Origin of the sequence: Psychrobacter sp. T6-5 (genome assembly GCF_052258485.2) — a bacterium.
Taxonomy (GTDB): domain Bacteria; phylum Pseudomonadota; class Gammaproteobacteria; order Pseudomonadales; family Moraxellaceae; genus Psychrobacter.
In genome coordinates, this window is sequence record NZ_JBQQEY020000001.1 from 927,124 (window position 1) to 953,818 (window position 26,695).

Genomic DNA, 26,695 nt, shown 5'->3' on the forward strand with positions numbered 1-26,695 from the left:
TTTAGCCTTCCTCATGTTGTTTCATTTGAGCGTACTGAGCCAGCGCCGCTTCAATTTTGCTGCGTGATGGCTTACGGCGTACTGAGGTGTAGCCAACGGTTTCGCCGCGGCGAACATTGGGCACGACAGTGGCATATACCCAATAATGACTACCGTCTTTGCATAAGTTTTTGACGTAACCATGCCATTTTTGTCCAGACTCAGCGGTATCCCATAGGTCTTTATAGGCGGCTTTTGGCATATCAGGGTGGCGCAAGATAGATTGCGGTTGACCGATGAGCTCATCAACGCTATAGCCACTAATCTCGACAAAGGCATCGTTGACGTGAGTAATAATACCGTCTAAATCGGTACGCGAGACAATCAATTTGCCGTCGGGATAAGGGCGTTCTATTCCTGTATCGTAGACAGTTCGTGACGTTCCATCATAATAGGTTAGGGTGATTTGCTCAGCAGGCAGTTCAGGCTTGTGTGCATCAGGGATTGGAGAACCCATGGTCATCTCCTTTATTAGTCGTTATGTCGTCAATCCTCTATCAATTGGATACGGTGTCAGCCTTGCTTAGTCTACTACTTATAGGGCTTTCACTTGGCTTGCTTGTATCCAAATCATATTGAACCGACTATGTTTATAATAATTAAAAAGCGAATAGATAAGGTGCTTATCAAAAGCTAAAGCTACCAATCAAATGAGTTTTGCAAGGGCTTCTGAAGCACGCTTGATGTCTAAGAATATCAAGCCAAGCTTGGCATTGGGCTTTGCCATGATGGTGAGCACTGCTTCTTCGCCTGATGAAGTCATGATCACATAGCCTTTTTCGCCCTGAATCATGATGCGATCGATACTGCCGCGTGCCAATTCGCGGCCTGCACGGTCGCCTAGTGATAATAGTGCTGCTGACATCGCCCCAACACGGTCTTCATCAACGCCGGTTGGTAGAGCTGAAGCAATCATCAGACCATCGTTAGAGATTAGGGCAGATGCTTCAACATCTGCTGATGAGCTGTTTAAGTCTTCCAATATCTGTTGAAATGAATCTGTACGCATATCGCTTTCTCTATACTGTGTGTTAATTTTTATTTATGAACTATAGTTAGCCAAAAATAACCCTGTTTAAAAAAGGGTATTATAAATCCTTACTAAAAATATTGATATAGTAAATCCCTATTTAAACTAAGGTTATAAAGATTTTTTCATTAGTTTCATAAATTTCTTAATATTTTTACCAAAAAAAGCCCCAGTCATTGGGTGACTGGGGCTTCTTAATTGAGATAGATAAAAGTGTATTGATTATATGGTCTCGCTCCATCGTCCTTGAACCATAATGCCTTGGATAGGGTTCAGCCCCATCTGATAGGCCAAGTCAGCAGGGCGGGCAATATCCCATAACGCCAAATCGGCATCACAGCCCACTTCGATTTTGCCTTTATTAGGTAGCCCCAAAGCCTGCGCCGCATAAACCGTTGATCCTGCCAATACTTCTTCAGGGGTGAGGTAAAAAAGCGTACAGCCCATATTCATCGTCAATAACAGCGACGTTAAGGGTGAGGTGCCGGGGTTACAATCGGTCGAAATCGCCATCGGGACGCGATGCGTGCGCAGTGCCTCAATCGGTGGCAGCTTGGTATCACGTAACGTATAAAACGCGCCGGGCAATATCACCGCAACCGTATTACTAGCAGCCATTTTTTTGATGTCTTCTTCTGATAAGTGTTCTAGATGGTCGCTAGATAGCCCTTTGTATTCGGCAACTAAAGCGCTACCGCCGATATCAGATAACTGCTCAGAGTGTAGTTTGACTGGCAGGTCTAAGGAGCGCGCGACTTCAAAAACGCGTCTAATCTGATCGCTACTAAACGCAATGTTTTCACAGAAACCATCGACCGCATCGACTAAGCCTTCTGCATGTAGAATCGGCAGCCACTCGCAGACTTGCTCAATATAGTCGTCCGCACGGTCCTGCATATGAGACTTGTATTCAGGTGGTAAGGCGTGCGCTGCTAGATAAGTGGTACTCACATGAATGTCATACTTTTCGCTAAGCTGGCGTGCGACCGTGAGCATTTTGCGCTCAGTGTCTAAGTCCAAACCATAGCCCGATTTGATTTCGATGCTGGTGACGCCTTCTTTCATTAGCGCGACTAGACGTTTTTCACTTTGAGCAAATAGCGATTCAATACTGGCAGTACGTGTCGCGCTAACGGTCGCGACAATACCGCCACCTTGTGCAGCGATGTCTTGATAACTGGCACCTTGCAAACGCGCTTCGAATTCATTGCTGCGGTTGCCACCATAGACAATGTGCGTATGGCAATCGATGAGTCCGGGCGTTATCCATTTACCATTTACATCCGTGATTTGGCTATCTTGATATTTAGATAAATGAGCAGTAATTTGATCGTGTGTGCCAACCCAAGCGATTTTTCCGTTTTTAATACCGATGGACGCATTTAGTAGTTGTCCGTAAGGGATGCTATTAGCTTGATTATCGGCATAAATACCAAAACCATAGTGCGCTGAAAACGTTGCAATGTTGGCATTGATAATGAGTTGATCAAACGATGTCATAGTAGATTCGTCGAGCGTCTGCTCATTAAAATTCTCTGATTCATTCATAGTATGCTCCTAATGATTGGGAGGCGAGCGATCTTTGTTTGTAAGACCTTTGTTCGTAAGATTTAAGTGACAAGTAAGTGTTGTTCTACTATGGTTGCCAGCAGTCGAGCAGCAACTTTGCAGCTACGAATATCAACATCAAAGGTCGGGTTGATCTCAGCAATATCGGCAATTTTCACTTTACCTGATGACATAATCAGCTTGACCATACGCTCGACAAAACCAAGCTCAATACCAAAGGCAGCAGGCGCACTCACACCTGGGACAACGCTAGAGGGTAGGCAATCCATATCGATGGTGAGATAAATAATATCGACCTGATCGATGAAGCGCTTTACTTGCTCAGAAAGTGTGTCCCAAGGCTGATAGTGACAGTCTTCATCGCTAATGACCTGTACGCCTAATTGCTCAGCACGATCAAAGAGCGCGGCAGTATTAGAAAAGCGACTGACGCCTATACAGCAATAATGAAAGGGCTGATCGTGTGCGTCAAGATATTCAGCAATTTGACGAAACGGTGTCCCAGAAGTCGCTACATCAGACTGACGAATATCCAAATGCGCGTCAAAATTAATAATTCCGATAGTAGGAGTGGCATTTGCTTCGCTGGTATTTTCTAAGGCCTGCCACAATCCCAAAAAACTTCCATAAGCGATGGCATGACCACCGCCCAATCCGATGGGTAGACCACCTTGCTTGACGATAGTGCTGACTGCATCGGCGTATTTGATCTGAGCTTGCTCAAGGGTACGCTCGGCAAAGCCATCGTTGTCATGACAGTGAATATCACCAGCATCACCAAGTAAGGATGGTAGTTGATCATTAAAGCGTTGTTGCAACTCAGCAATGACTGGCAATGCAGCGAACGCCCGTCGAATCAATGGCGGTGCGGCTCTTGCACCCACGCGCCCTTGATTGCGTCTGACACCTTGATCACACGCAAAACCGATTAGGCCAATCTGCTGATTCTGATAAGGCTGGGCTATCTGATACCAATAGCGGGCACGCATAGTCTCAAACGGCTCAGCACGGCCTGTCCACTGAGTCATATCAGCGCCTGTATGGCTAATGGGTGTGGTTGCTACTGTCATCATTGCTCTCCTTTAACCAGTTAACTGTTACTTAGACTCGTACCAGTCGCGACGCAGTTCTTGCCAGTGATGAGCAAGTGTACCGTCTAGTACTAGCTGTTTGGCGGCTTCGATATCAGGGGCTAGGTAGCGGTCTTTATCATAAAACGTCACATGCTCGCGTAGCTTTTGATGCGCCACTGTCAATGGCTCTGATGTCTCGAGTCCTCGATGGAAGTCGATACCTTGACCAGCAGCCAACAGCTCAATACCGATGATGGTGGCGGTGTTTTGCGCCATCTCGTATAGTCGGCGAGCACAATACGTTGCCATGGATACATGGTCTTCTTGGTTGGCAGAAGTCGGGATACTATCGACACTGCCTGGATGGGCGATAGATTTGTTTTCTGAGGCCAGTGCTGCTGCGGTCACATGCGCAATCATAAAACCTGAGTTGACCCCAGCGTTATCGACCAAGAATGGCGGTAAGCCACCTGACAGCGTTGCATCAATCAGCAAGGCCACACGGCGCTCAGACATCGAGCCAATCTCAGCAATTGCCAAGGCTAAAATATCCGCGGCAAAAGCCACTGGCTCCGCATGGAAGTTACCACCTGAAATGGCGACAGGACCATCTTCGTTATTAAAGATAAGTGGGTTGTCTGTCACCGCATTGGATTCGATAAGTAGCGTTTTTCCTGCTTGGTTGATGATATCAAGGCAAGCACCCATGACCTGCGGCTGACAACGTAAGCAGTAAGGGTCTTGTACGCGATCGTCTTGTTCGCCATCGTGCGAGGCACGAATAGCACTGCCTTTGATCAATTGACGGTGTGCTTTGGCGATCTCTATCTGACCATGATGACCACGTACTTCGTGAATACGCGCATCAAATGGTGAGTCCGAGCCTTTAGCCGCATCAATCGACAGTGAGCCGACGATGGTTGCTGTCTCAAGTAAATCACGCGCTAAGAAATAACCACGTAATGCCAGTGCTGTTGATACTTGTGTACCGTTGATGAGTGCAAGGCCTTCTTTGGCTGCCAATGTAATCGGCTCAAGTCCATGCTGCGCTAAGGCATCAGCGGCAAGGACTTTTTTGCCATCGACATAGACGTGACCTTCACCCATCATCGCAAGCGTCATGTGCGATAGTGGCGCTAAATCACCAGACGCACCGACTGAACCTTTGGCTGGGATATTGGGCGTGATTTGGTTGTTGATTAAGCCAAGTAAACTATCAACTACCTCGCGGCGTACACCAGAAACGCCTTGTGCCAGACTGGCAACTTTCATCACCATAATTAGTCGTACCACGCCATCTGGTAGCGCGTCACCCGTACCTACCGAGTGAGAAACGATCAGGTTGCGCTGTAGCAGCTCAAGCTGGTCATCACTGATACGCGTCTTGGCAAGCAGACCAAAACCAGTATTGATACCGTAGGCGCTTTTGTCTCTAGCAATGATCGTACGCACATCTTCATGCGAGGCATCTATGGCTGCATAAGCACTCTCAGGCAGTGTCAATATGACAGGCTGCTCATAGATATCGCGTAGCATCTCAAAGCTAAGCTGGCGTGGGTGTAAGGTTAATTGTTTGATATTGCTCATGGGGGTAATCCTAGTATTGTAAGCGGTGTTAATTATATTATTTTTAAGGCATATCGTTGTGAGGTTAAGCTGTTTGGGCGCTTTTAGATCATTTAATATATCTTCTTTGATGTCATTTTCATTAACCAATCCAGTTCATATACAGCGCCAATTGTCCAAACGCTGCGGCCAGCAAAATACTAAGAACCACGCGCTCGAACCAAATGATGACCATTTTAGCAACAGAGACTGGGATTTCAGTTGCCAGCACACAAGGTATCATGGCTGAGAAAAACAGTACGCTGCTAATAGAGATGACCCCTGCCACATAGCGCGTCAGTATATCTGCGTCACTTAGCAGTAGTGCTGGCAAGAACATTTCAGCCAAACCTGCTGACATTCCTTTGGCAGCGACCAGCGGCTCTGGTAGACCGCCAAGCCATGTGAACGGATAAAGCAGCAAGCCCAACGCATCGAATACGGGCGTATATTTTGCTAATAGCAATCCAGTTAAGCCGACCGCAATGATAGAAGGCACAACAGCAGCGGCCATCGTCAGGCCATCACGAAAATTAGACCACAAAATTTGTTTGAGGTCAGTTGCTTGACGAGAAGTAGACAAACCCAAATCAAATGCTGCCGCTAGTCGTTTACCTCTCGCGTGATCGAGGGTTGGACGATCAACCTTATCATCAAACAGACTGATGGGCGGAATTCGAGCGGTGATCGCAGTGACAATAAAGGTAATCACTAGCGTTGACCAAAAAAACACATTCCAAAATTCCATGATCCCAAGCGTTTTGGCCACAATCACCATAAACGCTGCTGATACCGTCGAAAATCCAGTCGCGATGATAATGGCTTCACGCGCTGAATATTGCTTTTGTAAGTACACGCGATTGGTAATGAGTAGACCGATAGAGTAGCTACCGACAAAGGAAGCGACGGCATCAATCGCCGATGATCCAGGGGTTTTCCAGATAGGTTTCATAATGGGCTGCATAAGTACACCAACCATCTCGAGCAAACCAAACCCAACCAAAAATGCCAATATCAATGCCCCAATTGGTACAATCATGCCGACTGGTAATGCCAGTTTTTCAAACAAAAACGGCAGCATGTCGGCTTCCATCATGAAGGCAGGCGCAGCGCCAGCAACATACATCACCGCCAATATCAGACCAATGACCTTAAAACCAGTCATAATCATGTGAGTGATATTCTTATTCCACGAGCCGTCGATAAATGGTTTACTCACGCCATACAGCATAAGTAAAAACAGTAACGTCACCGACAGAGTATGCTGCTGATTAACCAAATAGGTCGCGCCATGATCGAACAAAATCGTGCTTTTTTCACCAATGGTAAACGGCACAAAAAACATCACCAGTCCGATAGCACTAAAGACAATGAGCTGTATCAGTGCCACAGGGGTCGAGAGCAGTTTTTTTGACGATGTCGTTGCATTGTCATCGTGCAGATCAGATGTTGTATTTTGCTCAATCATATTATCCTCCTTGATAAATCGGCGGTTATGTCCTTATGTCAATTCATCGCTCATAAGGGCAAGGAACAAACTATTTAATCATTGGCAGGTTTAGACCGTAATCTTTCGCGGTTTTAATTGCTAACTCATAACCTGCATCGGCATGACGCATAACGCCTGAACCGCAGTCATTGACCAGCACGCGCGACAAGCGTTTGGCCGCAGCGTCTGTACCATCTGCAACGATGACCATGCCTGAATGCTGCGAGTAGCCCATGCCGACACCGCCGCCATGATGTAGTGATACCCAAGTAGCACCGCCTGCGACATTGAGCATACCGTTCAATAGCGCCCAATCAGATACCGCGTCTGAGCCGTCTTTCATGCTTTCTGTTTCGCGGTTTGGACTGGCGACAGAGCCAGTATCTAGGTGATCACGACCAATGACGATAGGGCCTTTGAGCTCACCATTTTTGACCATTTCATTAAATGCCAAACCTGCTTTGTCACGCTCACCCAGACCTAACCAGCAGATACGCGCAGGCAAGCCTTGGAATTGAATACGCTCTTTTGCCATATCGAGCCAGCGATGGATATGCTTGTTTTCAGGGAACAACTCTTTGATTTTTTGATCGGTCTTATAGATATCTTCTGGATCACCTGATAGCGCTACCCAGCGGAATGGGCCTTTACCTTGGCAAAACAGCGGACGAATATAAGCAGGGACAAAACCGGGGAAGTTAAAGGCATCTTTGACGCCTTCATCAAACGCCACCTGACGGATATTATTGCCGTAATCAGTCGCTGGGATATCCATCGCTTGCAGATCCAAAATCGCTTGGACGTGTACCGCACAAGATTGAGCAGCGGCTTTGGTGAGGGCTGCGTGTTGCTCCGGATCTTCTTGAGCTGCTTTCCATTCTTCAACCGTCCAGCCGCTTGGTAGATAGCCATTGATCAAATCATGCGCTGAGGTTTGATCGGTGACCAAATCAGGTTTCATGCCGCCAGCATTAGCGCGCTTGACCATTTCAGGCAATATATCTGCAGCGTTACCGAGTAGGGCGATAGAGACGGCTTCGCCCGCGTCCGTATGTTGTTTGATCAATTCATAAGCATGGTCAAGATCGTCTGCTTGCTTATCGACATAACCAGTACGCAAGCGGAAATCGATGCTCGATTGCTGACATTCGATGTTCAATGAGGTTGCGCCTGCAAAGGTTGCGGCTAGTGGCTGCGCGCCGCCCATACCGCCCAGACCCGCGGTCAAAATCCAGCGACCTTCCCAGCTGCCATCATAATGCTGACGACCTGCTTCGACAAAGGTCTCGTAAGTCCCTTGCACGATGCCTTGGGTACCGATATAAATCCAGCTACCTGCCGTCATCTGACCGTACATAAATAGGTCTTTGCGATCGAGCTCATTGAAATGCTCCCATGTTGCCCAGCGTGGCACAAGGTTAGAATTGGCAATCAATACACGCGGTGCATTTTCATGGGTTTGAAACACGCCCACAGGTTTGCCTGATTGCACGAGTAAGGTTTCGTCGTCTTCTAATTCTTTTAGCGATTCTAGGATTTGATCATAGCTTTCCCAGTTACGGGCTGCGCGTCCGATACCACCATACACCACAAGGCTTTTTGGGTTTTCTGCTACATCAGGATGTAGATTGTTTTGCAGCATACGATACGGGGCTTCGGTCAGCCAGCTTTTGCAATGCAACGTGCTGCCTGTAGGCGCGGCGATATCGCGAGACTCATCACGGCGGGTAAGTTTATTGTTGGTTCCGTTTTCAGTAGTCATGGTCATATCCTTGTGGTAACTAATAGGGCGATAAAATAATCAGAGTAGGTGTTTTACAGTCAGTCTATAAACGCATCGAAATATAGAGTAGCTAGGTCAAGATTGTTAGACTTGCTATAAGTTGTATATACAAATTATCAAAGATAGTTTTTTCATGCAAGGATTTTTTGATAAAAATTAGAATTAATGAAAAAAAGAGCATAACTGATAGAGTGATATGAATAAGAGTTCGCATGATTGTCGTGATATTATGGCGCTACTCTTATTAGCGGAACTGACGGTTTAAAACAAATATGACAAAAACGATTCCGGCGTATCAGCGGATTAAAAATGCGATATTAGACAATATTCACTCTGGCAAATGGCAAGCAGGCAATGCGATCTCTACAGAAATGGCACTGGCTGAGGAGTTTGGTGTTTCTCGGATGACGGTGAATCGCGCGCTCAAAGAGCTGAGCGAGGAGCGTGTATTGGAGCGCCGTCAAGGCTCAGGGACGTTTGTCGCACAGCAGCAGTTCAATCATACCTTTGTGGAAGTGCGTAATATCGCAGAGGATCTCAAATCTGCCAATCGCGATTACGAAGCAAAAGTAGTGAGTAAGCGCGCGGTGACTGCTTCGATGCTCGATGATGAGTTGCGCCGTAAGTTTGGTATTGATGAAATGGCTATAATGGCTCATACAGACGCTAGTGATGCACCGATTTTATACGAGGTGAAAATCATTCACGTTGCAGATGGTCAGCCCATACAATTCGAAGAGCGCTGGGTCGATGCCAAAAAAGTGCCTGAGTTCATTGAACAAGATTTTACCGTGGTTAATACCAGTGATTATTTGGTTGCCAAAATACCGTTAGAGAGTGGTAGCTACACCATACGTGCGCTTGCGGCACCAATAAAGGTAGCAGATGCTTTACAGATTGCCGCGCAGTCACCAACGCTCGTATTGCGTCGCCAGACTTATTCAGCCGGTCAGGTCGTCACTTTTGTGAAGATGTGGCATGCCGGTGATCGCTATCAATTCTCGGGTGAGCTGTAGTCGTCCGTGAATGACAGTCACTACCTGACGTATGCTCACTGATTTTGTACGTTTTTTCTGTCTAAAGTGAGATACTATATCCATGAGCTGCGATTTACTTAGCAGCAGTAGCGATTTATTGAAGAGCACTCTGATCGTAATACGCTTAAAAAATTCAAAAATAATAGGGAAGCCGCATTGAAAAATATGCTGAGCATCCTCAAATCGAGCAGCCAAAGCCGAATATTGCAGGGCGTTTATTATATTGTCCTCTTGTATCGGCTTTTCCCTATTTGTTGTTGGCGCTAACCATTTTCACTTATTCATTTACTCTTATAAGGACGTCTTATGAAACGTCGTACTCTTTTAGCCCTTGCTGCTAGTACTGTTTTGCTTGCTGCTTGTGGTCAGTCTAATACTAATGAAGCCGATACTACCGCCACTGACACTGCGTCGACAGGCGGTTCTGATTTGCTGCAACGTATCAATAACGGCGGCACGATTAACGTCGGTACAGAGGGTACGTATCCTCCGTTCACGTATCATGATGAGAGTGGTAAGCTGACAGGCTATGACGTCGAAGTGACGCGTGCGGTCGCGGACAAACTGGGCGTTAATGTTGAGTTTAAAGAGACTCAGTGGGATGCGATGCTAGCAGGTTTGGATTCAAAACGCTTTGATATGGTGGCCAACCAAGTCAGCTTAACGACGCCGGAACGTCAAGCTAAATATGACAAATCTATGGCTTATAGCTGGTCAGGCGCGGTTGCATTGGCACCGACTGATGACAACCGTTATAGCTCTTGGGATAACCTAAAGGGTCTACGTACGGCGCAGTCACTTAGCAGTAACTACGGTGAGCTAGCAGAAAAATACGGCGCAGAAATCGTCCCTGTCGATGGTATGGCGCAAGCGATCCAATTGGTTAAACAAGACCGCGCTGACTTTACGATGAATGACAACCTAGCCGTACTCGATTATCTCAAAAAATTCCCGGATTCTGATCTTGAGATCAAACTGACAGCCCCACCAAGTGAACAAACAGGCTCAGGTCTCGTGCTTATCAAAGGTAATGATGAAGTTGTGGCAAAATTGGATGAAGCAATGGCAGCACTTGCCGCTGATGGTACACTCACCAAACTTAGTGAAGAGTTCTTTGGTGCTGATGTAAGTCAACAAAAGTAATGTTGGCTTCTATCACATCTGTGCTCGCTGAACTATTGGCATTATTGCCATTTATGAGTCCTGATCGAGCACAGATTGTCATCTCGTCGTTTTGGCCAATGCTCAAAGGCGGTATCTATTATTCGATACCGCTGGCATTGATCTCATTTGCTATCGGTATGGCGATTGCTCTGACCGTCGCATTGATTCGGATTGTACCGCGTGCTGGTTGGTTCCATGAGATCATTTATCGCTTGGCTCGTATCTATGTATCCGCGATTCGTGGTACACCGATGCTGGTTCAACTGTTTATTATTTTCTACGGTTTACCAAGTGTGGGCGTCAAGCTCGATCCGTTTCCTTCAGCGATCATTGCATTCTCGCTCAATATTGGTGCGTATGCATCAGAGACGGTGCGCGCCTCGATTTTGTCTATTCCAAAAGGGCAATGGGAAGCGGGTTCAACTGTTGGCTTGACATATCTACAGACTTTCCGTCATGTGATTTTACCGCAAGCGCTGCGCGTGTCGGTGCCGCCATTGTCTAACACCTTTATCAGTCTAGTAAAAGATACTTCACTTGCTTCACTGGTATTGGTCACTGAGCTATTTAAACAAGCGCAGATCATCACGGCTCGTAACTATGAGTTTATGCTGGTGTATACCGAAGCGGCGATTATTTATTGGGGTATCTGTCTGTTCTTGACCTTTATCCAAGGCAAGCTTGAAACGCGCCTTGATCGTTATGTAGCAAAATAAGCTACGTAGTAAAGTAAGTTATGGCTCAATAGACATTCGCAAATATAGACTAGGGCGTATCATCATTTCGATAGCGAGGCTTAAAATGAGATAAATAGTAGTCAAATGAGGAAAAAATTGCAGAGAATATAGGTATATTCACAATATTTTTGACGATATTTGATAAGGTTTAGCCATTTTAAGACCGCTAAATGATTGAATGGGCTAATTGATGACACGCCCTAGCACAACAGGAATTTTTATGATCAAAGTCACTAATATTCATAAAGCCTTTGGTGGCAATCAAGTGCTAAAAGGCATCGACTTGACCATTAATAAAGGTAAAGTGGTCGTCATATTAGGACCTTCAGGCTCTGGTAAAACCACATTTTTGCGTTGTCTTAATGCGCTGGAGATTCCTGATAAAGGTGTCATTGCGTTTGATGATGACAGCTTAAAAGTTGACTTTGCGACTAAGCCAAGCAAAAAAACGCTGCTCGCTTTGCAGCGTAAATCTGGCATGGTGTTTCAGTCTTATAATTTGTTCCCGCATAAGACAGCCATTGAAAACTTGATGCTTGGGCCTACTGTCGTGCAAGGACAAAGCAAAGCGCAAGCACGAGAGCAGGCTTTGGTCTTGCTAGATAAAGTAGGGCTATCAGACAAAGCCGATCTCTATCCATTCCAGCTATCTGGTGGTCAGCAGCAGCGTATTGGTATCGCCCGTGCGCTCGCGATTGAGCCGTCGTTGTTACTGTTTGATGAGCCAACGTCTGCACTAGATCCAGAGCTGGTACAGGATGTCCTTGAAACCATGAAGCAGCTCGCCTCTGAAGGTTGGACGATGGTCGTGGTCACTCACGAAATCAACTTTGCCCGTGATGTGGCAGACCACGTGGTCTTAATCGAAGACGGTGTCGTTGTCGAAGAAGGCAGCGCTAAGCAGTTGTTTGAAGATTCAAAGCATCCGCGGACGCAGGCGTTTTTGCAACGTATCGAGCAGTAAGCGATTTATATTGTTGCAATATGTTTAGTTAGAAAGAAGCCCATTGAGGGCTTTTTTTGTGTCTATAATTTGAGTTTGACGGTTTGGAATAAATTTTACATAGCCTCTGTCAGCGTAGATACAGCAAGCGAGAAAAATACCTTTTAATCGAGTCTATCTTTTGCGTCGCTTTTTTAATCTAGATTTGGCTATCGCATCCTGCCAGACCACCAAATAATAAAGCTAGACCGTTTTCCGTCTTTTAAGCCAACGAGGGACGCGCGTGGTTGTGCCATTAACTACTGCATTTAACAACGCCGCTAGCAAAATCAGCGTCACGCCCAGATATTGAATCCAAGACAGAGCTTGATGTAGCAGTATCATTGCCAGCGCAATCGCCGTCAACGGCTCAAAAATCGTAAAAACAGAAGCACGAGAGGCGGGCAGCTTCTCTAATGCTTTCATATAAAGGCCAAAGGGCACGACAGTACCCAAGAGTGATAGCCCTAACACATAGCCCCAAGTCAGTAGTGGCAAGGACATGAGCTGCTCATAGGTGTGATACGTTTCGGGCAGTAGTAGCAGCCCGCACGCGCTGATCACTACGGAAGTGAAAAATACCAAAGGGGCAGGGTGCGCATCATGCATCGCACGCTTACCGAGTACGCCGTATAGTGAGTAGCACATCCCTGCTGCCAACCCGAGTAAAACACCCCAATTGACTTGTGCTTGCTCACCCAGCATCGTCAACCCAACCCCAAAAACCGCCATGAATGCCAGTGCGATAGATTTTCGCGTAATGGACTCACTGAGCAAAAACTTTGAGAATAACAAGCTAAACACAGGCGCGGTGTAGAGCAAAGCCACCGCAGGGCCCGCGCCAACATAACTGACGGCAAAAAAATAGCAGACGGACATCCCCAGTACACCAATCAGGGACTGAAGTGCCAGCCCAAACCACTGCTTGGGTCGTAGTTTGATCAGCTGTGGCCATAGGGTCGGTAGCATGGCTAAGATAATCACTGCTGCCGTCACAATGCGTAATATCGTTACTTGCCAACCACTAAAGCCCATTTGATTGAGGTAGGTTGAGAAGATCCCAAGCGTCCCCCAACAGGTTGCCGCGGTAATGATTTGAACAATGCCTATCCATGACTGATGCGAGTGTATCGCCGCTGTACTGTCGATATTTGCCATAATGGTTTCTTCTTGCGATCTAAATGACATTGAGGGTTGCCAAAGCGCCTGTGATGTAAGCGCGCCAAGCCATATTGCAATAAGAAAAGACAACCGGTTCAAGGGCTGTCTTTTGTTTGTTCTTTTAGTCTATCATTAAAAGATTGTAAACTGCTACTAGGGCGTGGTCTAAATTTAATCGACTGTCATTTAAAATGGAAGGCGTGGCTGGATAGTAGCGCTTACACCTGCAATAGAAAGTTACTTAGCAAACGCTTAGCACCTTCAGTGGCAAAAGATTCTGGGTGAAATTGCACGCCTTGAATTGGATAGTCTTTGTGCTTTAGTCCCATAATCTCATCACCTGTCAGTGCAGATTCATCAAAGCTTAAATCAGCACGGCTCTCATTGGCGACGACTGAGGTAATCGTTAAGCAGCTTGGGATCGTATCGGCTTTTACCACCAGTGAGTGATAGCGCATAATTTCAAGCTCTTGCGGTAATCCTTGATAAATACCGGCACCATCATGGCGAATCGATGAGACCTTGCCATGCATCGGCACACTGGCACGTACCACATCACCGCCGAACACATGCGCGATGCCTTGCATTCCGAGGCATACGCCCAGTAGTGGCACAGTTTTGCCCAGTTTCTCGATGACCTCGCTACAGATACCAAAATACGCAGGATCATCAGGGGAACCTGGACCTGGTGAAATGATGATTCTATCCAGATTCATCGCTTCTACCTCTGCAAGGGTAATCTCATTATTGCGCTTAACGATGACGCTGGTTTCTTTATCATCGCTCAAGGTTTGGAGAATCTCGCCGACATATTGGTAGAGATTGAAGGTAAACGAGTCGTAGTTATCAATAATTAAAACATTCATGGGTCATAAACTCTTTGATAAAAATAGGGGTAATTACGGTTGCATAAAGCTGTCTAATACGACTTTCATCGCCGACAGTTTGCGCTGAATCTCTAGGTACTCATCGGCTGGGTTTGAGTCGTAGACATTACCGCCGCACGTTTGCGCGTAGGCTGACTCGCCGCTAATAAACAGGCTACGAATAGGAATGGCAAAGATACAATCACCATTAAAATTAAATGAACCCAGCGCGCCGCCATAAGCACCGCGCCCATCTGGCTCGAGCTCATTAATCACCTTAATAGCCTCTACCTTGGGTGCGCCTGATAACGTACCAGCGGGGAAGTTGCTGGCAAGGGCACTGAACATATCTTCGTCAGGGTGCAAGATACCAACGATCTCAGAGGAGATATGCTGTACGTGCGAGAAGCGCTTGATGTCCATCAAACTACGCACTTTTACCGTACCAAATCGCGCCACGCGACCAATATCATTACGATGCAAATCGACCAGCATATTGTGCTCGGCAATTTCTTTGTCATCGTTAAGTAGAGCACGGGCAAGTTTGCGATCTTCGACCACATCGACGCCGCGCTTGGCAGTACCTGCGAGTGGGTAAGTTTCCATCTCTCCCTGACGCAAGCGAAACAGTAGCTCAGGGGAAGCGCCAATGATGCACTGCTGAGCAAATTTCATAAAATACATGTGCGGTGACGGATTGACCGCGCGCAGTTTTTCGTAGATGGGCATTTTGTCGCCAGCGATACGATATTTGGACTTAAACCCAACCTCGCACTGAAAGATACGACCAGAGATGATGTCTTCTTTGACTTGCATCACTACCTTGGCATGCTCCTCTTGACTCATACCATCGCCCAAAAACTCAACGGTGGGCGCTTCGTAGCTGGGAACTGGCTCATCAAGTAGGGCTTTGATTTGCTCGATGCGGTTGTTTTGCTGAGCGGTCGGATAATAAAAATAGAAAATCTCGCCGGTCATCTTATCTAGCGTCAATCCATCTAGATACACGCCGAATTTGAACGGCTCAAAGTCTTCACTGGCTTTCGCTTCTAGACTTGGCTCAAAAAAATTCACACAGTCATAGCCCAAATAACCGACGAGACCGCCACTTTGATCGCGAGCAATGACGTGCTGCGGCGTGATGGTGCGGAGCAATTGATAAGGATTGTCAGTTTGATAACGGGTGGTTTCAGCCGTTTTGTTATCGGTAATCGCGAGCGTATTACGGTCAATAGCAGCGATGGTGGTCACAGGGTCAAAGCCGATGGCATGGTGGCGTGAGATATGACTGTCTTCGCCCAATGACTCGAGCAAATAACAGGTGTCGAAAGCGCTCTCGATACGTTTGAATAGCGCAAAAAAATCAATATCCTGCGTGAGCTTGATGCGTTGTGGTTTGCTCGGGATATCGATAGGTGCAGGTTGGGTATGTATGGGCGTACTAGCAGTCATAATAAAGTCCAAAATGGTTCAAATATGTGTCAATCAACAATTAATAAAGTAATGAGTAAAAGGGTAGAAGATATCGAGATCGGTGGTTTAAGCGCGTTCTCTATGGGTCGCAAGCAATGCACTCACATCATGGCTGTGCATGGCTCTAGCACCGCGAGAGACAGTAGCAATACCAACGCCTAGTTGCTCAGAGATGTCACGCTGCGTGATACCTCGATCAAGCAAGTCAAAGATACGAATACGGTTAGCAATGTCGTGCTGTTCTTTATCCGTCAGCAGGGCACTGAGTAGCTTTTCGATATCTGCGCTATCAGTACAATTTGCCAGATGACTCAGTAAGCTGTGATAAGGGTCGGTACTCATAATTTATCGTCTTATAATCAGTCGTCTTAATCAAAAACAGTCAGTATAGCCATGATGCTCTCGGCTTGTATCAGCATTCTAGTACAGTAGTACAAGAAATACAAGTGACGAGCTGAGTTAATAGCAGGCTGCTGTAGAAGTGATGATTTTTAAGCTCTGCTTATACAGATTCAACTCGTGGTCATTATCATATTCGATAGCCTATTTATAGTTAATACCAAGCGTTGCTGCGTTGTATTGCTGCGTTCACTTGGCGTACTAAGTACTAGAATTGAGAATGTATGATATTAATTATTGCCAAAGTGTTAATACTTAGTTATTATACCTCTCTTTATTTAAACGCTAATCATTATCATTAGCATTAATAGTGTTATTTGCACGATATGATTAAGTGTTTTTAAGGTGTTGAATCTTCTGATAGGCGCTATTTTAAGGGCTATTTGATGATAGGTTTTAAAAATAATTCTAATTTTTGACAGTAAACAAAGTGAGTAGATGTGTTATGCGCGAAGTAAAGTTATCTAGCAGATTGACTGTGCTATCTATGGGTGTAGCAGCGGTATTATGTGCACAAGCTGCCAGTGCTGCAACGGCAGCAGATATGCCAAATACGACGTTGCAAACGATTACCGTGACAGCAAATAGCTCTGTCCGCGATAATGTACAAGAAGACTCTGTCTATATAGATGACTATACGCCAGCAGCTCAAGCAAGCCATCTGAGCGATTTTCTAGACGTTGTACCGGGAGTAAGCGTAGGCGGTACCTCATCAGTCAACCAACGTATTCGTGTACGTGGTCTTGATGATACCAATCTAAAAGTAACGATTGATGGCGCACGTCAAGAAGGCGCGTTGTTCTACCACATGGGTGATGTCACGATTGATCCAGATCTGCTAAAACAAGCAGAGGTGTCAGTGGGCAATAACTCAGTGACGCTCGGTAATGATGCTATCGGCGGTGCGGTTGCTTTTGAGACAGTCGACGCGGCAGATTTACTTAAGCCTGGTCAAAAAGTAGGTGCTAAGCTGCATGCAGGCTACGGCAGTAACAATGATGAGCTGTTAACCTCAGCTACTGTGTATAGTGCGCCAACAGAAAATATTGATTTGCTGGCTTATTATGGCAAACGTAATGCGGACGCTGGTGAAGATGGTAAAGGCCGTAAAATCCAAACGGAAAACAGTGAAGGCGAAAACATCTTATTAAAAGCGGGTGCGTATGTCGGTAGTGATCATCATGTAGGCGCTAGCTTTAGCCGTACCGAAAACAAAGGTAAGTTCCCATTACGTCCAGATTTTCCTGCTGGTGACTGGAACCCAATCATCCCGCAGGAAGTCAAACGCGATACCTATGCGCTTGACTACGCTTATAGTCCTGCCAACCAGTTGGTCGATGTAGACGCCAATGTATATCAGACCAGCACACAGATTTTGCGTAACTCTGATGGCATACCTGGGTTTGAGTTTGATGCGGAAGTCAAAACTACAGGCGGCAAAGTACAGAACACCAGTATCGTTGATAGCAGTATCATCAATGGTGTGCCAGGGGTTCATAAATTCATCGCTGGGGTTGAGCATTACAAAAAAGAATCTGAGATGGCGCGCGATTTTGGCAAGGCGAGCACTGATGAGGCAACCAATACCTCAGTCTATCTAGAAGACCAATGGCAAATGGGCAAGCTTAGCTTAACGCCAGGCGTCCGTTACGACCGTTATGAGTCTCCAGAGTATGTATCGGCTGGCAAGACTTATGACAATGTCGTTGGCGCATTGGCTGCCAGTTATGAGATTGCACCGCGCACTCAGCTATTTGCGAGCTATACGCAGTTATTTAATGGTCCAGATCTTAGCCAAACGATTTTTAATTCCGACGGTGTTGATACCTATGTGAACAATGACCTAAAAGCAGAAGAAGGTGACAATGCAGAAGTCGGTATTGCGACAACGCTGCGTGGTTTGACGATGGCTGATGACTCTTTAAAACTGAGCGCTAAGTACTTTGAAACCAATATCGAAAACTATATTGAGTTCGTACGTGCAGGTGGCAGTAGAACTGGTATGAATTGTACCACTGGGCAACTAGGTACAAGTGCTGCCCCTGAAGCCTGCCAAGGTGTTATTAATAATGACGAAGATTTCAAAATCAAAGGCGTAGAGTTATCAGCCGACTATCGAGCAGATAACTTCAACATGGGGCTAAGCTATGCTCGTGCGCGTAGCAAAGGCGAAGATACGGGTTACAATATCTCTTCTGTCAGTGGCAGTGGCTCAGAGTCTGGTGACAAGTACATGGTCAATCTTGGTTACGCTCCAACCAGTACCACCGAGCTTGGCTGGCGCAGTACTTATGTCGCCGATGTGACACCAAATACCGCCAGTGATGACAACGAAAAACCAGGCTATGACGTGCATGATATCTTTATGACTTATGCGCCAACTCAAATCGAAGGTCTAAAGGCCACGCTAGGTGTATACAATATCTTTGATGAGACTTATGCAAGCCATGCATCGCGCAACTCTATCGATGATGCCTATACTGATTTTGAAATGGGACGTAATATCAAAACGTCTTTAACGTATCAGTTTTAATATAGCTTATCTGGTTTGAGTCTAATCGTACTTATAGAGTCAGCTGTCTTTACATGGGAGCTGGCTTTTTATTGCCTACTGGCTTTTGAATTGGCTATAGCAGCAATGACGTGCTGACTGATAAATACCTACCCAAACAACATATAATAAAGAACCAAGACCAATGATCACATTCAATCCTCGCCAAGCCTGCTTGTGGATTCACCGTTATACTGGGCTTGCTATAGCAGCCTTTTTGATCATTGCCAGTCTCACGGGTGCGCTGCTCGCTTTTCATCATGAGCTTGATGATGTGTTTAATCACAAGCTGGCCAGTATCGAGGCGCAAAACACACCGCCACGCTCCATCGCAGCGCTACATGACACAGTAATAACGACGTATCCCGATTACACATTTTCTAGTATGCCGACTGCTATTGATGACGGTAAATCGGTTGTATTTGCTGTAGACAGATGGCGCGGTAATGCCAGTTCAGACGCACCTGAGCCAACCTTTGATGAGGTTTATGTTGACCCTCATACTGGCGACATCATCGGCACACGGAATAAAGATACTTGGGCATGGCACAACACCATGTGGAAAGTGTTTTGGCTGCACCGTGATTTATTGCTTGGTGATATTGGTAGGCTGACATTGGGCATCGTCGCGCTGGTATGGACGCTCAATTGTTTTATTGGGTTCTATCTGACGTTCCCGCGTGCTACCAAAAAACGCGCTACGGTGTTATTAACTAAGAAAAAACGTGCGTCTTTTTGGAAGCGCTGGCTACCTGCATGGAAAATTCGCCGCAAAACCAATACCTTTAAGCTTAACTATGATTTGCATCATGCTTTTGGTCTGTGGCTATGGGTTATGCTATTTGTCATCGCTTGGTCGAGCGTTGGGTTTAATCTAAAACCCGTTTATCAACCTGTGATGCAGGCAGTGGTCGGTCTGACGCCAAGAGAAAGAGGGCGACCGCCAACCAAGCCTGAACCGAATAAAACAGTAGAAAATCAGGGTAGGGCAGATAAGTCTATAAACTCAAATACGACTGTTAACGATAGCCGCAATACAGCGGACGCCACCGCTCAAATAGTCAATAAGAGCAATAGCATTGCCTATCTGAGTGCCCAAGCCGATATTGCGGCGCGGCAGAATGGTACGGCTGTACAGCAGTTATTGGGTATCCGCTGGGTTGCAGAGGACGAGCAATGGCAGATGCGTTTCAAAACAGATAGAGATATTGGTACACACGGCGGCGCGTCATCTATTACGGTTGATGCTGCCACAGGAGAGGTCGCGCGCGTTAATTTTGGTTATCAAAGCGGTTTTGGCAATAAAGTAGACCAATGGCTGTCAACGCTGCATATGGGACATATCGGTCAAGGTTGGAGCCATCGACTGTATCAAGCATTTTTGGCAATGATTGGACTGGCAGTTGCGGTGCTATCAGGGACAGGTGTGTATCTCTGGTGGAAAGGCCGACAGCAACGTTTAAAGGCGTTGCAAAAGGGCCGATAATATATTTATATTCTTAGGGTGTGTTTTCATTTAGATCATTATTTACTAAATGAAAACCATACCCTAGTTATCACTTTAATAATAAAAATATGTCGTATGCTATGCAAACAGTGAAAATAGAGCAAGCAAACTTTTCACCTATCATGACCCATCTATGCCAACTATTATTTTTATCATAGTTCTTTGTGTAATCTACTGATGCGATGTCTTGAGTAAAATCCATAGGAATAACCACCAATCTTAGAACATATAAAGTCATTCCTAACCAAAAAAAGGTATCTGACACCTCTTTATTTAAAGCGTAATAAATGAACAGGCAAAAGCTAATCACTAAAATTAATAGAGATAGGTTTTTGTAGTTTATCCATCGATTATTTAATAGCGCTTTATGCATCGATAATTTCTTCTGTTGTTTGCGAAATGCTGTACTTAAACCGTATCCACAATCACAGGACGACCCTGATGACTTAGGACAGTGACATCAACGTTGTACAGATCTTTCATCGTTTCTTGAGTAATAACATCAGAAGGACGACCAACAGCCGTCACTTCTCCTGCTTTCATTGTAACGACCGTATCGGCAAACTGTGCCGCTTGGTTGATATCATGCAGGACAATTACCACGGTTTTTTGCTGACTATGGCTAAGCTGGCGTAGCTCACGCATCAGCCGACCAGCATGATACATATCTAGGTTATTTAGTGGCTCATCGAGCAATAGATAAGGCGTGTCTTGGCAGACAATCATCGCGATCAGCACGCGCTGACGCTGTCCACCTGATAGCGTTGACAAGAAACGCTCGGCAAGTGGCTCCAGCTCAAAGCGCTCGAGGATTTCTTTTACTTTTTGCTGATCGTCTATGGTTGGCTGTCCTTGATGATAAGGGTAACGACCAAACATCAGCAGCTCATGCACGCGTAGGCGTCCTTGCACATGGTTGTCTTGTCCAAGCATAGCGACCGTCTTGGCCAGTGTGCGCGCCTGACAGCTGACAATGTCACGTTCCTCATTATCTACAGCAAAGCTTACTTGTCCAGCCTGTAACGGTTGCAAGCGAGCCATGACGGAAAACAACGTCGATTTTCCAGCGCCGTTAGGCCCAATCAAAGCAATGACCTGCGCCGTTGGTAGGGACAACGTAATATCATGCAAGATTTGTTGTTTGCCAATATAGTGAGAGATATTATTCAGTTTAATCATAATCATCTTATTTTAAAAAATCTTAGGGCTTTCTTTATTAACAGTATCAGTTAAGTGGTCATACTGAACGGCGCTGGGACATAAATATCAATGCCAAGAACACGAGGCCACCTGCTAGCTCTATCACGACGGACAATACGCCTGCCATGTCTAGCACTTGCTCAAAGAGTGTTTGACCCAGCACTAAGCAAATCATGGCAACCAAACTGACTAATATCAGCCGCTCAGTGTGATACATATGTCGTGCCATACGATTGGTCAGTGCGCAAACCAGCAGACCAAAGAAAGTCACTGGACCGACCAGTGCAGTGGCCGTGGCAACCAGTACAGCAATGACAGTTAATAGACCAAAGGCCAGACGTTGATAATTGATACCAAGGTTAATGGCTTGGGCTTGTCCGAGCATCAGCACATCACACTGATAACGCCAGCGCCACACAAACACCGCAGTGATGGCACAGATAAATAAGCTGATGCCTAGTAGCTGAGGATTGACGGTATTGAACTGCGCGTAGCTAGCGGACTGTAAGACCACAAAATCATCAGGGTTAATCAGCCGTGCAATGAGTGCTGATAGACTGCGAAACAACACACCAAAGATAACACCCACCAATATTAGCCGCGTCAAATCCTGACTGCTTTTAGAAAATAATAGCTTAAACAATAATAAAGATGCCCCAAACATCAGGACAATCTCTAGCATGAACTTGGCAATAGGATCGAGACTGGTAAAACTAATTGCCCCTAAAAAGAAAACCAGTAAGCTCTGCAAAAGAACATAGAGTGAATCAAACCCGAGTAGGGAAGGCGTTAGAATTGGATTGTGAGTCAACGTCTGAAACAGTAACGTCGATACGCCAATCGCATAACCAACTACCATTAGTGCCAGCAGTTTTTTGCCGCGTAATGGTAGCGCAAAATCCCAATAGCCATTGACATTGAGTGTCATAAACAAGGTCATCGAGATCAGTAGAATAATAGCTGCAATGGATTTTGGATGCGCAGCTATCCGTGCCCAAAGCTTTGCCAACTGACCTTGGGCAGCAGCTGAATACTGACTATCTGCTGAAGATGAGTTATCTATCGCTGTGCTAGTTTTGGTAGCATTAGTCTTGGTAGAAGTAAGCTTAGTTGATGAGAACATAAATAAATCCTATGGTGCCAAGCTTATCTACTCAAGCAAAAAATGAACGGCATTAAATAAATGGTTAATCGATTAACGATTGCTGTTTTATTATTCAGTTTTACTGCTCAGTCTTATTACTCAGCTGGCGCGCGCAATAATAGCCACAAAAACAGCACCGTACCGACCACGCCAAAGACAGTGGCAACAGGCACTTCGAATGGATAGCGAATCGAGCGACCGATAATATCGGATAGCAATACTGCCGAAGCGCCTAGTAGCGCGACTGCGGGCAAGCTGCGACGCAACTTATCTCCCATCAGTCGGCTCACAATGTTTGGCACGACGAGGCCAATAAAAGGAATCATACCGACCGTCACGACGACAACGGCACTCATCATGGCTACCATACCCACGCCAACCCATGTGACTTGGCGCTTACTAATACCTAAGTTCAAGGCGATATTGTCACCCAAACCGACGATGGTTAGCTTATCGGCGATGATATAGGCGAGCACACACAGCGCGCCCGTGAGCCACAACAGCTCATAGCGCCCTGCCAATACGCCTGAGAAATCCCCAAACTGCCAGACGCTGAGCATCTGTAGCGACTCAGTTTGATAGGCGATAAAGGTAGTGACTGCTTCGATAATGCCGCCGAAGACAATGCCAATCAGTGGAACCATCAAAAAATCAGTGGGCGGTATACGGTGAATCAATAGCATAAAGAGCATCATACCGAATACAGCGGCGATGGTCGCCACGCTCATCTTCACAATGAGCGCACTGGCAGGGAACAGCAGACTGACCACCAGCAAACCAAGTGCAGCACTCTGAGTTGCGCCGACCATGGACGGCTCTACAAAGCGGTTTTTTAGCACTACTTGGATGATCATTCCTGCCACTGCCATCGCAATGCCCGTCAAAATAATCGCAACGGTACGCGGGATACGGCTGACCAGTAGTAGCGAGCTATCAGAATTGGCACTCTGAGTTAGAAGACTCTGCAATATACCCGACCACGAAAAGTCAGCCACACCAATAGATAAGCTCAATAACACCAAAAGCCCCATGATAATGAGGCTTGCGGTATTGATTAACCACGGTGGTATGGCGGCACGTCGATATTTCGAGCCTAAAGTATGGCTAGCGCTTCCTTGCCAATTTGATACTGGCAAAGAAGCGCTAGGTTTGAGCCTAGCACGAGCACGGTGTGAAAATAACGACATAATTTCTATTGGCTTAAAAATGAGCAGTGATAACGGTAGTAATAATTGCCTACGTTTTGTGCAATTACTTGCGCAACGACTTAGTAGTAGGGCGGTTATTCAACAATAAGCACAGTTACTTGGCGTTAGAAAAGGCATCTTTAATCGTTGTGAGATCCTGCATCCATTGGTAATAGCCACCAAATGCTAGGTAAGAGTCTGGGCTTAGATAAACCACTTGCTGCTTGCTCCACGCATTGGTCTGCGCGACCAGCGGATTGTCCAATACGGCTTTGGCACCGATACCATCTTCACCAATCGCGGCGCTGCGATCGATAACAAACAACCAGTCTGGGTTGGCTTTTTGGATATATTCAAAAGAGACCGGCTGTCCATGAGGGGCATCGGCAATCTGCTTATCTGCCATTGGCACATCTAGCACCGTATGGATAAACCCGTAACGAGATTTATCGCCATATGCTGACATTTTATTGCCATTGACCATAACGACCAAACCAGTGCCTTTATTTTTAGTGACACCCTTTGTCTCGTCGATCAGCGTATCTATGTTTTGTTGTAGTGTAGCTGCCTGATCGCTTTTGCCAAACAACGCACCCAAATCATGCAGACGCTGCTTACTCGACTCATAAATATTAGCCGTATCAATAGACATATCCAACGTCGGCGCGATATTTGACAGCTCGTTATACTTTTCTGCCATGCGTGAGCCCACCAAGATTGCTTGTGGTTGCATGGCATTTAATGCTTCAAGATCTGGCTCAAACACAGTACCGACCGCTTTTGGTTCAGGCTGCGTTTCTGAGTGTAAATTGTCTAATCGCAAGTTACCAGGCATGCCGTCAACAGCCACGTCTAGTGCCGCCAAGTCTTGCATCAAGGTCATGTCATAAACCACCAGTGGTGAGGGACTCATTGCCAGCTCAACATCACCCTTAACCGTATTCACCGTGATTTTTTCAGCAGATACGGCATCGTTGTTGGCAACGTTTGCAGACTCATTGGCCGTTTGATTGGTAGCTGTAGCATCAGCTGATTCAGAGGCGTCAGACTCAGGTGAGCTACAACCTGTCACACTAATAGCAGCGACTAAAGCTGTCATCATAGTAGCCAATAATGGACGCTTAAAAAAAGGACTGGTAGAGCGACTTAATAATGAAGTAGTAGACATAATAGACTCGGTATATCGTGTATTTAGGCAATCTTTTAACAATCTAGTTGCACATGTAGGACAATAAAAAATAGGAGAATGACGAGAGTTATTAAGCATGCTTTCGAATACATTCGAGATAGGCTGGTAGAAATCTCATCGGTTCTGCCTGCTAACCTTGTTCTTATAGGTTAGGCGTTTTTATAGTTTGAATATTCTTATATAAATCATTTTTTAGAATAGGACTGCTAGGCAGAACAGCCGCTATGATAAAGTAGTTGAGACTCATTATCAATACAAATGATAATGGTTTTTATTAGCAATAGATGGCTATCTATAAATAATTGTCTACAAGGTGAGTCAATATTTGTATCATTGAATAGTTAATACTTTTTCCTAAAGACAGGCAGTAGATGAGTCACATGTATCAAAATAGAGGTGTTGGTTAATCAAATAAGCTCAGCAAAAGAAGCTTAAAAAAGTTGGCAAGCAAAGAAATATTGTAAATTATTATTGATAATAATTATCGTTTGCATTATTATCTACGCCATTCCATCCCGGACAATAAATATTAGGCTGTTATGAGTTCAACGGATTTAGAGGCCCCACCAATCAGATCGATCCTACTCTCTATTTTAGTAGTAGTAGGGCTGCATGTGCTAACAGCAGTTGCATTGGTGAGCATAAAAGCGCCCAAACTACAGCCTGAGCCAAAACAAGACATACCGCCGGTCGAAATAGAGTTCGTCACGCTACCGACTAAAAGCGCAGCGCCTATAGCAGAAACGAAAGAACCTGTGCAGCAAGTCCAAAAGGTCACCGTCAAAAAAGAAGTGCAACCTAAGCCTGTACAAAAGCCGAAAGCAGAGCCACCGCCTAAGAAGCGTGTCGAGACACCTATAGAACCAGCGAAGCCTGTGGTGAAAAAAGTATCTGAAACACCGCCGATCATCGCAACCGAAAAAACATCTACTGAGAGTAGTCAAAAGCCTGTACCAAAAGAAGCAGTACCCAAAAAGATAAGCCCAGAACCGATAGTCGATACATCGGCTGCTGATGAACAGCGCAAAGAGGCTGCTGCCCGAGCCAAAAAAGCCGCTCAAGAAGCACAAGACAGAGCGGCGCAAGAAGCTAAAAGAGTCGCGGATGCTAAGGCTGAGGCACAAGCCAAAGCTGCTAGAGAAGCAGAAGCCGCCGCTCAAGCACAAGCCGCTAGAGAAGCAGCTGAGGCTGCTGCTCGAGCACAGAGTAATGAGCCTGTGAGCTTTACTGCGAGCGCTGCCAATTGGGCCTCTGCACCGAACTTTAGCTTTCCTGATCGTGCGGCACGTAGAGCGCGTTCAGGTGATACGCTCAACGTGGTATTGGTACTGCGCGTCAATAAACAAGGTGGTATCGATAGCGTGCGAGTGGCGCAGTCTTCAGGCAATACTTTGCTGGATAAAGAAGCCCAGCGTCAAGTACGCTCTGGCAAGTTCAAACCCTTTACCAAGAATGGCGCACCAGTGGTGGGCAATGTGACCTTGCCGATCAGCTATGCGGTTCCTTAAGT

The 26,695-nt window shown here is 45.9% G+C and carries 22 protein-coding genes; 7 read left to right on the plus strand and 15 right to left on the minus strand.

Translation table 11 applies throughout. The features are described 5' to 3' along the window. Position 1: 1 nt before the first annotated feature. The 7 genes from ACTXGK_RS18655 to hutU form a co-directional block, all read right to left on the minus strand. Entirely contained in the window at positions 2–496 is a 495-nt protein-coding gene (locus tag ACTXGK_RS18655) for a PAS domain-containing protein (protein ID WP_443515665.1), read from the minus strand. A 189-nt stretch (positions 497–685) separates the two neighbouring features. Next, positions 686–1,048, minus strand: coding sequence for a roadblock/LC7 domain-containing protein (locus ACTXGK_RS18660; RefSeq protein WP_040641606.1), 363 nt, complete (start codon positions 1,046–1,048; stop codon positions 686–688). Positions 1,049–1,291: 243 nt separating this feature from the next. Beyond that, complete coding sequence (gene hutI / locus ACTXGK_RS18665; protein WP_443515663.1) at positions 1,292–2,617, minus strand: imidazolonepropionase; 1,326 nt, start codon at positions 2,615–2,617, stop codon at positions 1,292–1,294. A 62-nt stretch (positions 2,618–2,679) separates the two neighbouring features. Further along, entirely contained in the window at positions 2,680–3,711 is a 1,032-nt protein-coding gene (hutG, locus tag ACTXGK_RS18670) for a formimidoylglutamase (RefSeq protein WP_443515661.1), read from the minus strand. Positions 3,712–3,735: 24 nt separating this feature from the next. Further along, positions 3,736–5,298 carry a histidine ammonia-lyase gene (hutH, locus tag ACTXGK_RS18675; RefSeq protein WP_443515659.1) on the minus strand — a complete coding sequence of 521 codons (1,563 nt, stop codon included), beginning with the start codon at positions 5,296–5,298 and terminating at the stop codon, positions 3,736–3,738. Positions 5,299–5,419: 121 nt separating this feature from the next. After that, on the minus strand, positions 5,420–6,784 hold the full coding sequence (locus tag ACTXGK_RS18680) for a YjiH family protein (protein ID WP_443515657.1): 1,365 nt from the start codon (positions 6,782–6,784) through the stop codon (positions 5,420–5,422). Positions 6,785–6,854: 70 nt separating this feature from the next. After that, positions 6,855–8,567 carry a urocanate hydratase gene (gene hutU / locus ACTXGK_RS18685; RefSeq protein WP_443515656.1) on the minus strand — a complete coding sequence of 571 codons (1,713 nt, stop codon included), beginning with the start codon at positions 8,565–8,567 and terminating at the stop codon, positions 6,855–6,857. Between the two features lie 293 nt (positions 8,568–8,860). On the opposite strand from hutU, the gene hutC reads away from it, so the two are divergent. The 4 genes from hutC to ACTXGK_RS18705 all read left to right on the plus strand — a co-directional run bounded on the left by hutC (position 8,861) and on the right by ACTXGK_RS18705 (position 12,490). After that, on the plus strand, positions 8,861–9,604 hold the full coding sequence (gene hutC, locus ACTXGK_RS18690) for a histidine utilization transcriptional repressor HutC (protein WP_443515655.1): 744 nt from the start codon (positions 8,861–8,863) through the stop codon (positions 9,602–9,604). 327 nt (positions 9,605–9,931) lie between these two features. Then, positions 9,932–10,768, plus strand: coding sequence for an amino acid ABC transporter substrate-binding protein (locus ACTXGK_RS18695; protein WP_443515653.1), 837 nt, complete (start codon positions 9,932–9,934; stop codon positions 10,766–10,768). Continuing rightward, entirely contained in the window at positions 10,768–11,505 is a 738-nt protein-coding gene (locus ACTXGK_RS18700) for an amino acid ABC transporter permease (protein ID WP_075106828.1), read from the plus strand. The genes ACTXGK_RS18695 and ACTXGK_RS18700 overlap by 1 nt, the downstream gene beginning before the upstream one ends. A 241-nt stretch (positions 11,506–11,746) precedes the next feature. Continuing rightward, the gene (locus ACTXGK_RS18705; RefSeq protein WP_443515650.1) at positions 11,747–12,490 is read left to right on the plus strand and encodes an amino acid ABC transporter ATP-binding protein; all 744 of its coding nucleotides are present in this window, start codon (positions 11,747–11,749) and stop codon (positions 12,488–12,490) included. Between the two features lie 222 nt (positions 12,491–12,712). On the opposite strand, the gene ACTXGK_RS18710 is transcribed toward ACTXGK_RS18705, so the two are convergent. The 4 genes from ACTXGK_RS18710 to ACTXGK_RS18725 all read right to left on the minus strand — a co-directional run bounded on the left by ACTXGK_RS18710 (position 12,713) and on the right by ACTXGK_RS18725 (position 16,350). After that, complete coding sequence (locus tag ACTXGK_RS18710; RefSeq protein ID WP_443515649.1) at positions 12,713–13,696, minus strand: DMT family transporter; 984 nt, start codon at positions 13,694–13,696, stop codon at positions 12,713–12,715. A gap of 191 nt (positions 13,697–13,887) precedes the next feature. Beyond that, positions 13,888–14,535: an anthranilate synthase component II gene (locus tag ACTXGK_RS18715; RefSeq protein ID WP_443515647.1), complete on the minus strand. Its 648-nt coding sequence runs from the start codon at positions 14,533–14,535 to the stop codon at positions 13,888–13,890. Positions 14,536–14,568: 33 nt separating this feature from the next. After that, complete coding sequence (locus ACTXGK_RS18720) at positions 14,569–15,987, minus strand: anthranilate synthase component I family protein (RefSeq protein WP_443515645.1); 1,419 nt, start codon at positions 15,985–15,987, stop codon at positions 14,569–14,571. A gap of 87 nt (positions 15,988–16,074) precedes the next feature. Then, complete coding sequence (locus ACTXGK_RS18725; RefSeq protein ID WP_201578751.1) at positions 16,075–16,350, minus strand: Trp family transcriptional regulator; 276 nt, start codon at positions 16,348–16,350, stop codon at positions 16,075–16,077. 502 nt (positions 16,351–16,852) lie between these two features. Here ACTXGK_RS18725 and ACTXGK_RS18730 point away from each other — a divergent pair. Then, the gene (locus ACTXGK_RS18730) at positions 16,853–18,940 is read left to right on the plus strand and encodes a TonB-dependent receptor, heme/hemoglobin family (RefSeq protein WP_443515643.1); all 2,088 of its coding nucleotides are present in this window, start codon (positions 16,853–16,855) and stop codon (positions 18,938–18,940) included. Between the two features lie 163 nt (positions 18,941–19,103). Next, a complete protein-coding gene (locus ACTXGK_RS18735; RefSeq protein WP_443515641.1) occupies positions 19,104–20,444 on the plus strand; it encodes a PepSY-associated TM helix domain-containing protein in 1,341 nt (446 codons plus the stop codon). Between the two features lie 429 nt (positions 20,445–20,873). Here ACTXGK_RS18735 and ACTXGK_RS18740 read toward each other — a convergent pair whose 3' ends face one another. The 4 genes from ACTXGK_RS18740 to ACTXGK_RS18755 all read right to left on the minus strand — a co-directional run bounded on the left by ACTXGK_RS18740 (position 20,874) and on the right by ACTXGK_RS18755 (position 25,164). Continuing rightward, complete coding sequence (locus ACTXGK_RS18740) at positions 20,874–21,644, minus strand: iron ABC transporter ATP-binding protein (RefSeq protein ID WP_443515639.1); 771 nt, start codon at positions 21,642–21,644, stop codon at positions 20,874–20,876. Positions 21,645–21,702: 58 nt separating this feature from the next. Beyond that, positions 21,703–22,788: an iron chelate uptake ABC transporter family permease subunit gene (locus ACTXGK_RS18745; RefSeq protein ID WP_443515637.1), complete on the minus strand. Its 1,086-nt coding sequence runs from the start codon at positions 22,786–22,788 to the stop codon at positions 21,703–21,705. Between the two features lie 116 nt (positions 22,789–22,904). Continuing rightward, positions 22,905–23,996 carry an ABC transporter permease gene (locus tag ACTXGK_RS18750; protein WP_443515635.1) on the minus strand — a complete coding sequence of 364 codons (1,092 nt, stop codon included), beginning with the start codon at positions 23,994–23,996 and terminating at the stop codon, positions 22,905–22,907. 115 nt (positions 23,997–24,111) lie between these two features. Further along, positions 24,112–25,164, minus strand: a complete 1,053-nt coding sequence (locus ACTXGK_RS18755) for a siderophore ABC transporter substrate-binding protein (protein WP_443515633.1) — start codon at positions 25,162–25,164, stop codon at positions 24,112–24,114. A gap of 560 nt (positions 25,165–25,724) precedes the next feature. On the opposite strand from ACTXGK_RS18755, the gene ACTXGK_RS18760 reads away from it, so the two are divergent. Further along, positions 25,725–26,693: an energy transducer TonB gene (locus ACTXGK_RS18760; protein ID WP_443515631.1), complete on the plus strand. Its 969-nt coding sequence runs from the start codon at positions 25,725–25,727 to the stop codon at positions 26,691–26,693. The last annotated feature ends 2 nt before the right edge of the window (positions 26,694–26,695 follow it).

Coding starts and splice junctions, on each gene's coding strand:
- ACTXGK_RS18655 (WP_443515665.1), bottom strand. CDS start 496: ATGGGTTCTCCAATCCCTGATGCACACAAGCCTGAACTGCCTGCTGAG.
- ACTXGK_RS18660 (WP_040641606.1), bottom strand. CDS start 1,048: ATGCGTACAGATTCATTTCAACAGATATTGGAAGACTTAAACAGCTCA.
- hutI (WP_443515663.1), bottom strand. CDS start 2,617: ATGAATGAATCAGAGAATTTTAATGAGCAGACGCTCGACGAATCTACT.
- hutG (WP_443515661.1), bottom strand. CDS start 3,711: ATGATGACAGTAGCAACCACACCCATTAGCCATACAGGCGCTGATATG.
- hutH (WP_443515659.1), bottom strand. CDS start 5,298: ATGAGCAATATCAAACAATTAACCTTACACCCACGCCAGCTTAGCTTT.
- ACTXGK_RS18680 (WP_443515657.1), bottom strand. CDS start 6,784: ATGATTGAGCAAAATACAACATCTGATCTGCACGATGACAATGCAACG.
- hutU (WP_443515656.1), bottom strand. CDS start 8,567: ATGACTACTGAAAACGGAACCAACAATAAACTTACCCGCCGTGATGAG.
- hutC (WP_443515655.1), top strand. CDS start 8,861: ATGACAAAAACGATTCCGGCGTATCAGCGGATTAAAAATGCGATATTA.
- ACTXGK_RS18695 (WP_443515653.1), top strand. CDS start 9,932: ATGAAACGTCGTACTCTTTTAGCCCTTGCTGCTAGTACTGTTTTGCTT.
- ACTXGK_RS18700 (WP_075106828.1), top strand. CDS start 10,768: ATGTTGGCTTCTATCACATCTGTGCTCGCTGAACTATTGGCATTATTG.
- ACTXGK_RS18705 (WP_443515650.1), top strand. CDS start 11,747: ATGATCAAAGTCACTAATATTCATAAAGCCTTTGGTGGCAATCAAGTG.
- ACTXGK_RS18710 (WP_443515649.1), bottom strand. CDS start 13,696: ATGTCATTTAGATCGCAAGAAGAAACCATTATGGCAAATATCGACAGT.
- ACTXGK_RS18715 (WP_443515647.1), bottom strand. CDS start 14,535: ATGAATGTTTTAATTATTGATAACTACGACTCGTTTACCTTCAATCTC.
- ACTXGK_RS18720 (WP_443515645.1), bottom strand. CDS start 15,987: ATGACTGCTAGTACGCCCATACATACCCAACCTGCACCTATCGATATC.
- ACTXGK_RS18725 (WP_201578751.1), bottom strand. CDS start 16,350: ATGAGTACCGACCCTTATCACAGCTTACTGAGTCATCTGGCAAATTGT.
- ACTXGK_RS18730 (WP_443515643.1), top strand. CDS start 16,853: ATGCGCGAAGTAAAGTTATCTAGCAGATTGACTGTGCTATCTATGGGT.
- ACTXGK_RS18735 (WP_443515641.1), top strand. CDS start 19,104: ATGATCACATTCAATCCTCGCCAAGCCTGCTTGTGGATTCACCGTTAT.
- ACTXGK_RS18740 (WP_443515639.1), bottom strand. CDS start 21,644: ATGATTAAACTGAATAATATCTCTCACTATATTGGCAAACAACAAATC.
- ACTXGK_RS18745 (WP_443515637.1), bottom strand. CDS start 22,788: ATGTTCTCATCAACTAAGCTTACTTCTACCAAGACTAATGCTACCAAA.
- ACTXGK_RS18750 (WP_443515635.1), bottom strand. CDS start 23,996: ATGTCGTTATTTTCACACCGTGCTCGTGCTAGGCTCAAACCTAGCGCT.
- ACTXGK_RS18755 (WP_443515633.1), bottom strand. CDS start 25,164: ATGTCTACTACTTCATTATTAAGTCGCTCTACCAGTCCTTTTTTTAAG.
- ACTXGK_RS18760 (WP_443515631.1), top strand. CDS start 25,725: ATGAGTTCAACGGATTTAGAGGCCCCACCAATCAGATCGATCCTACTC.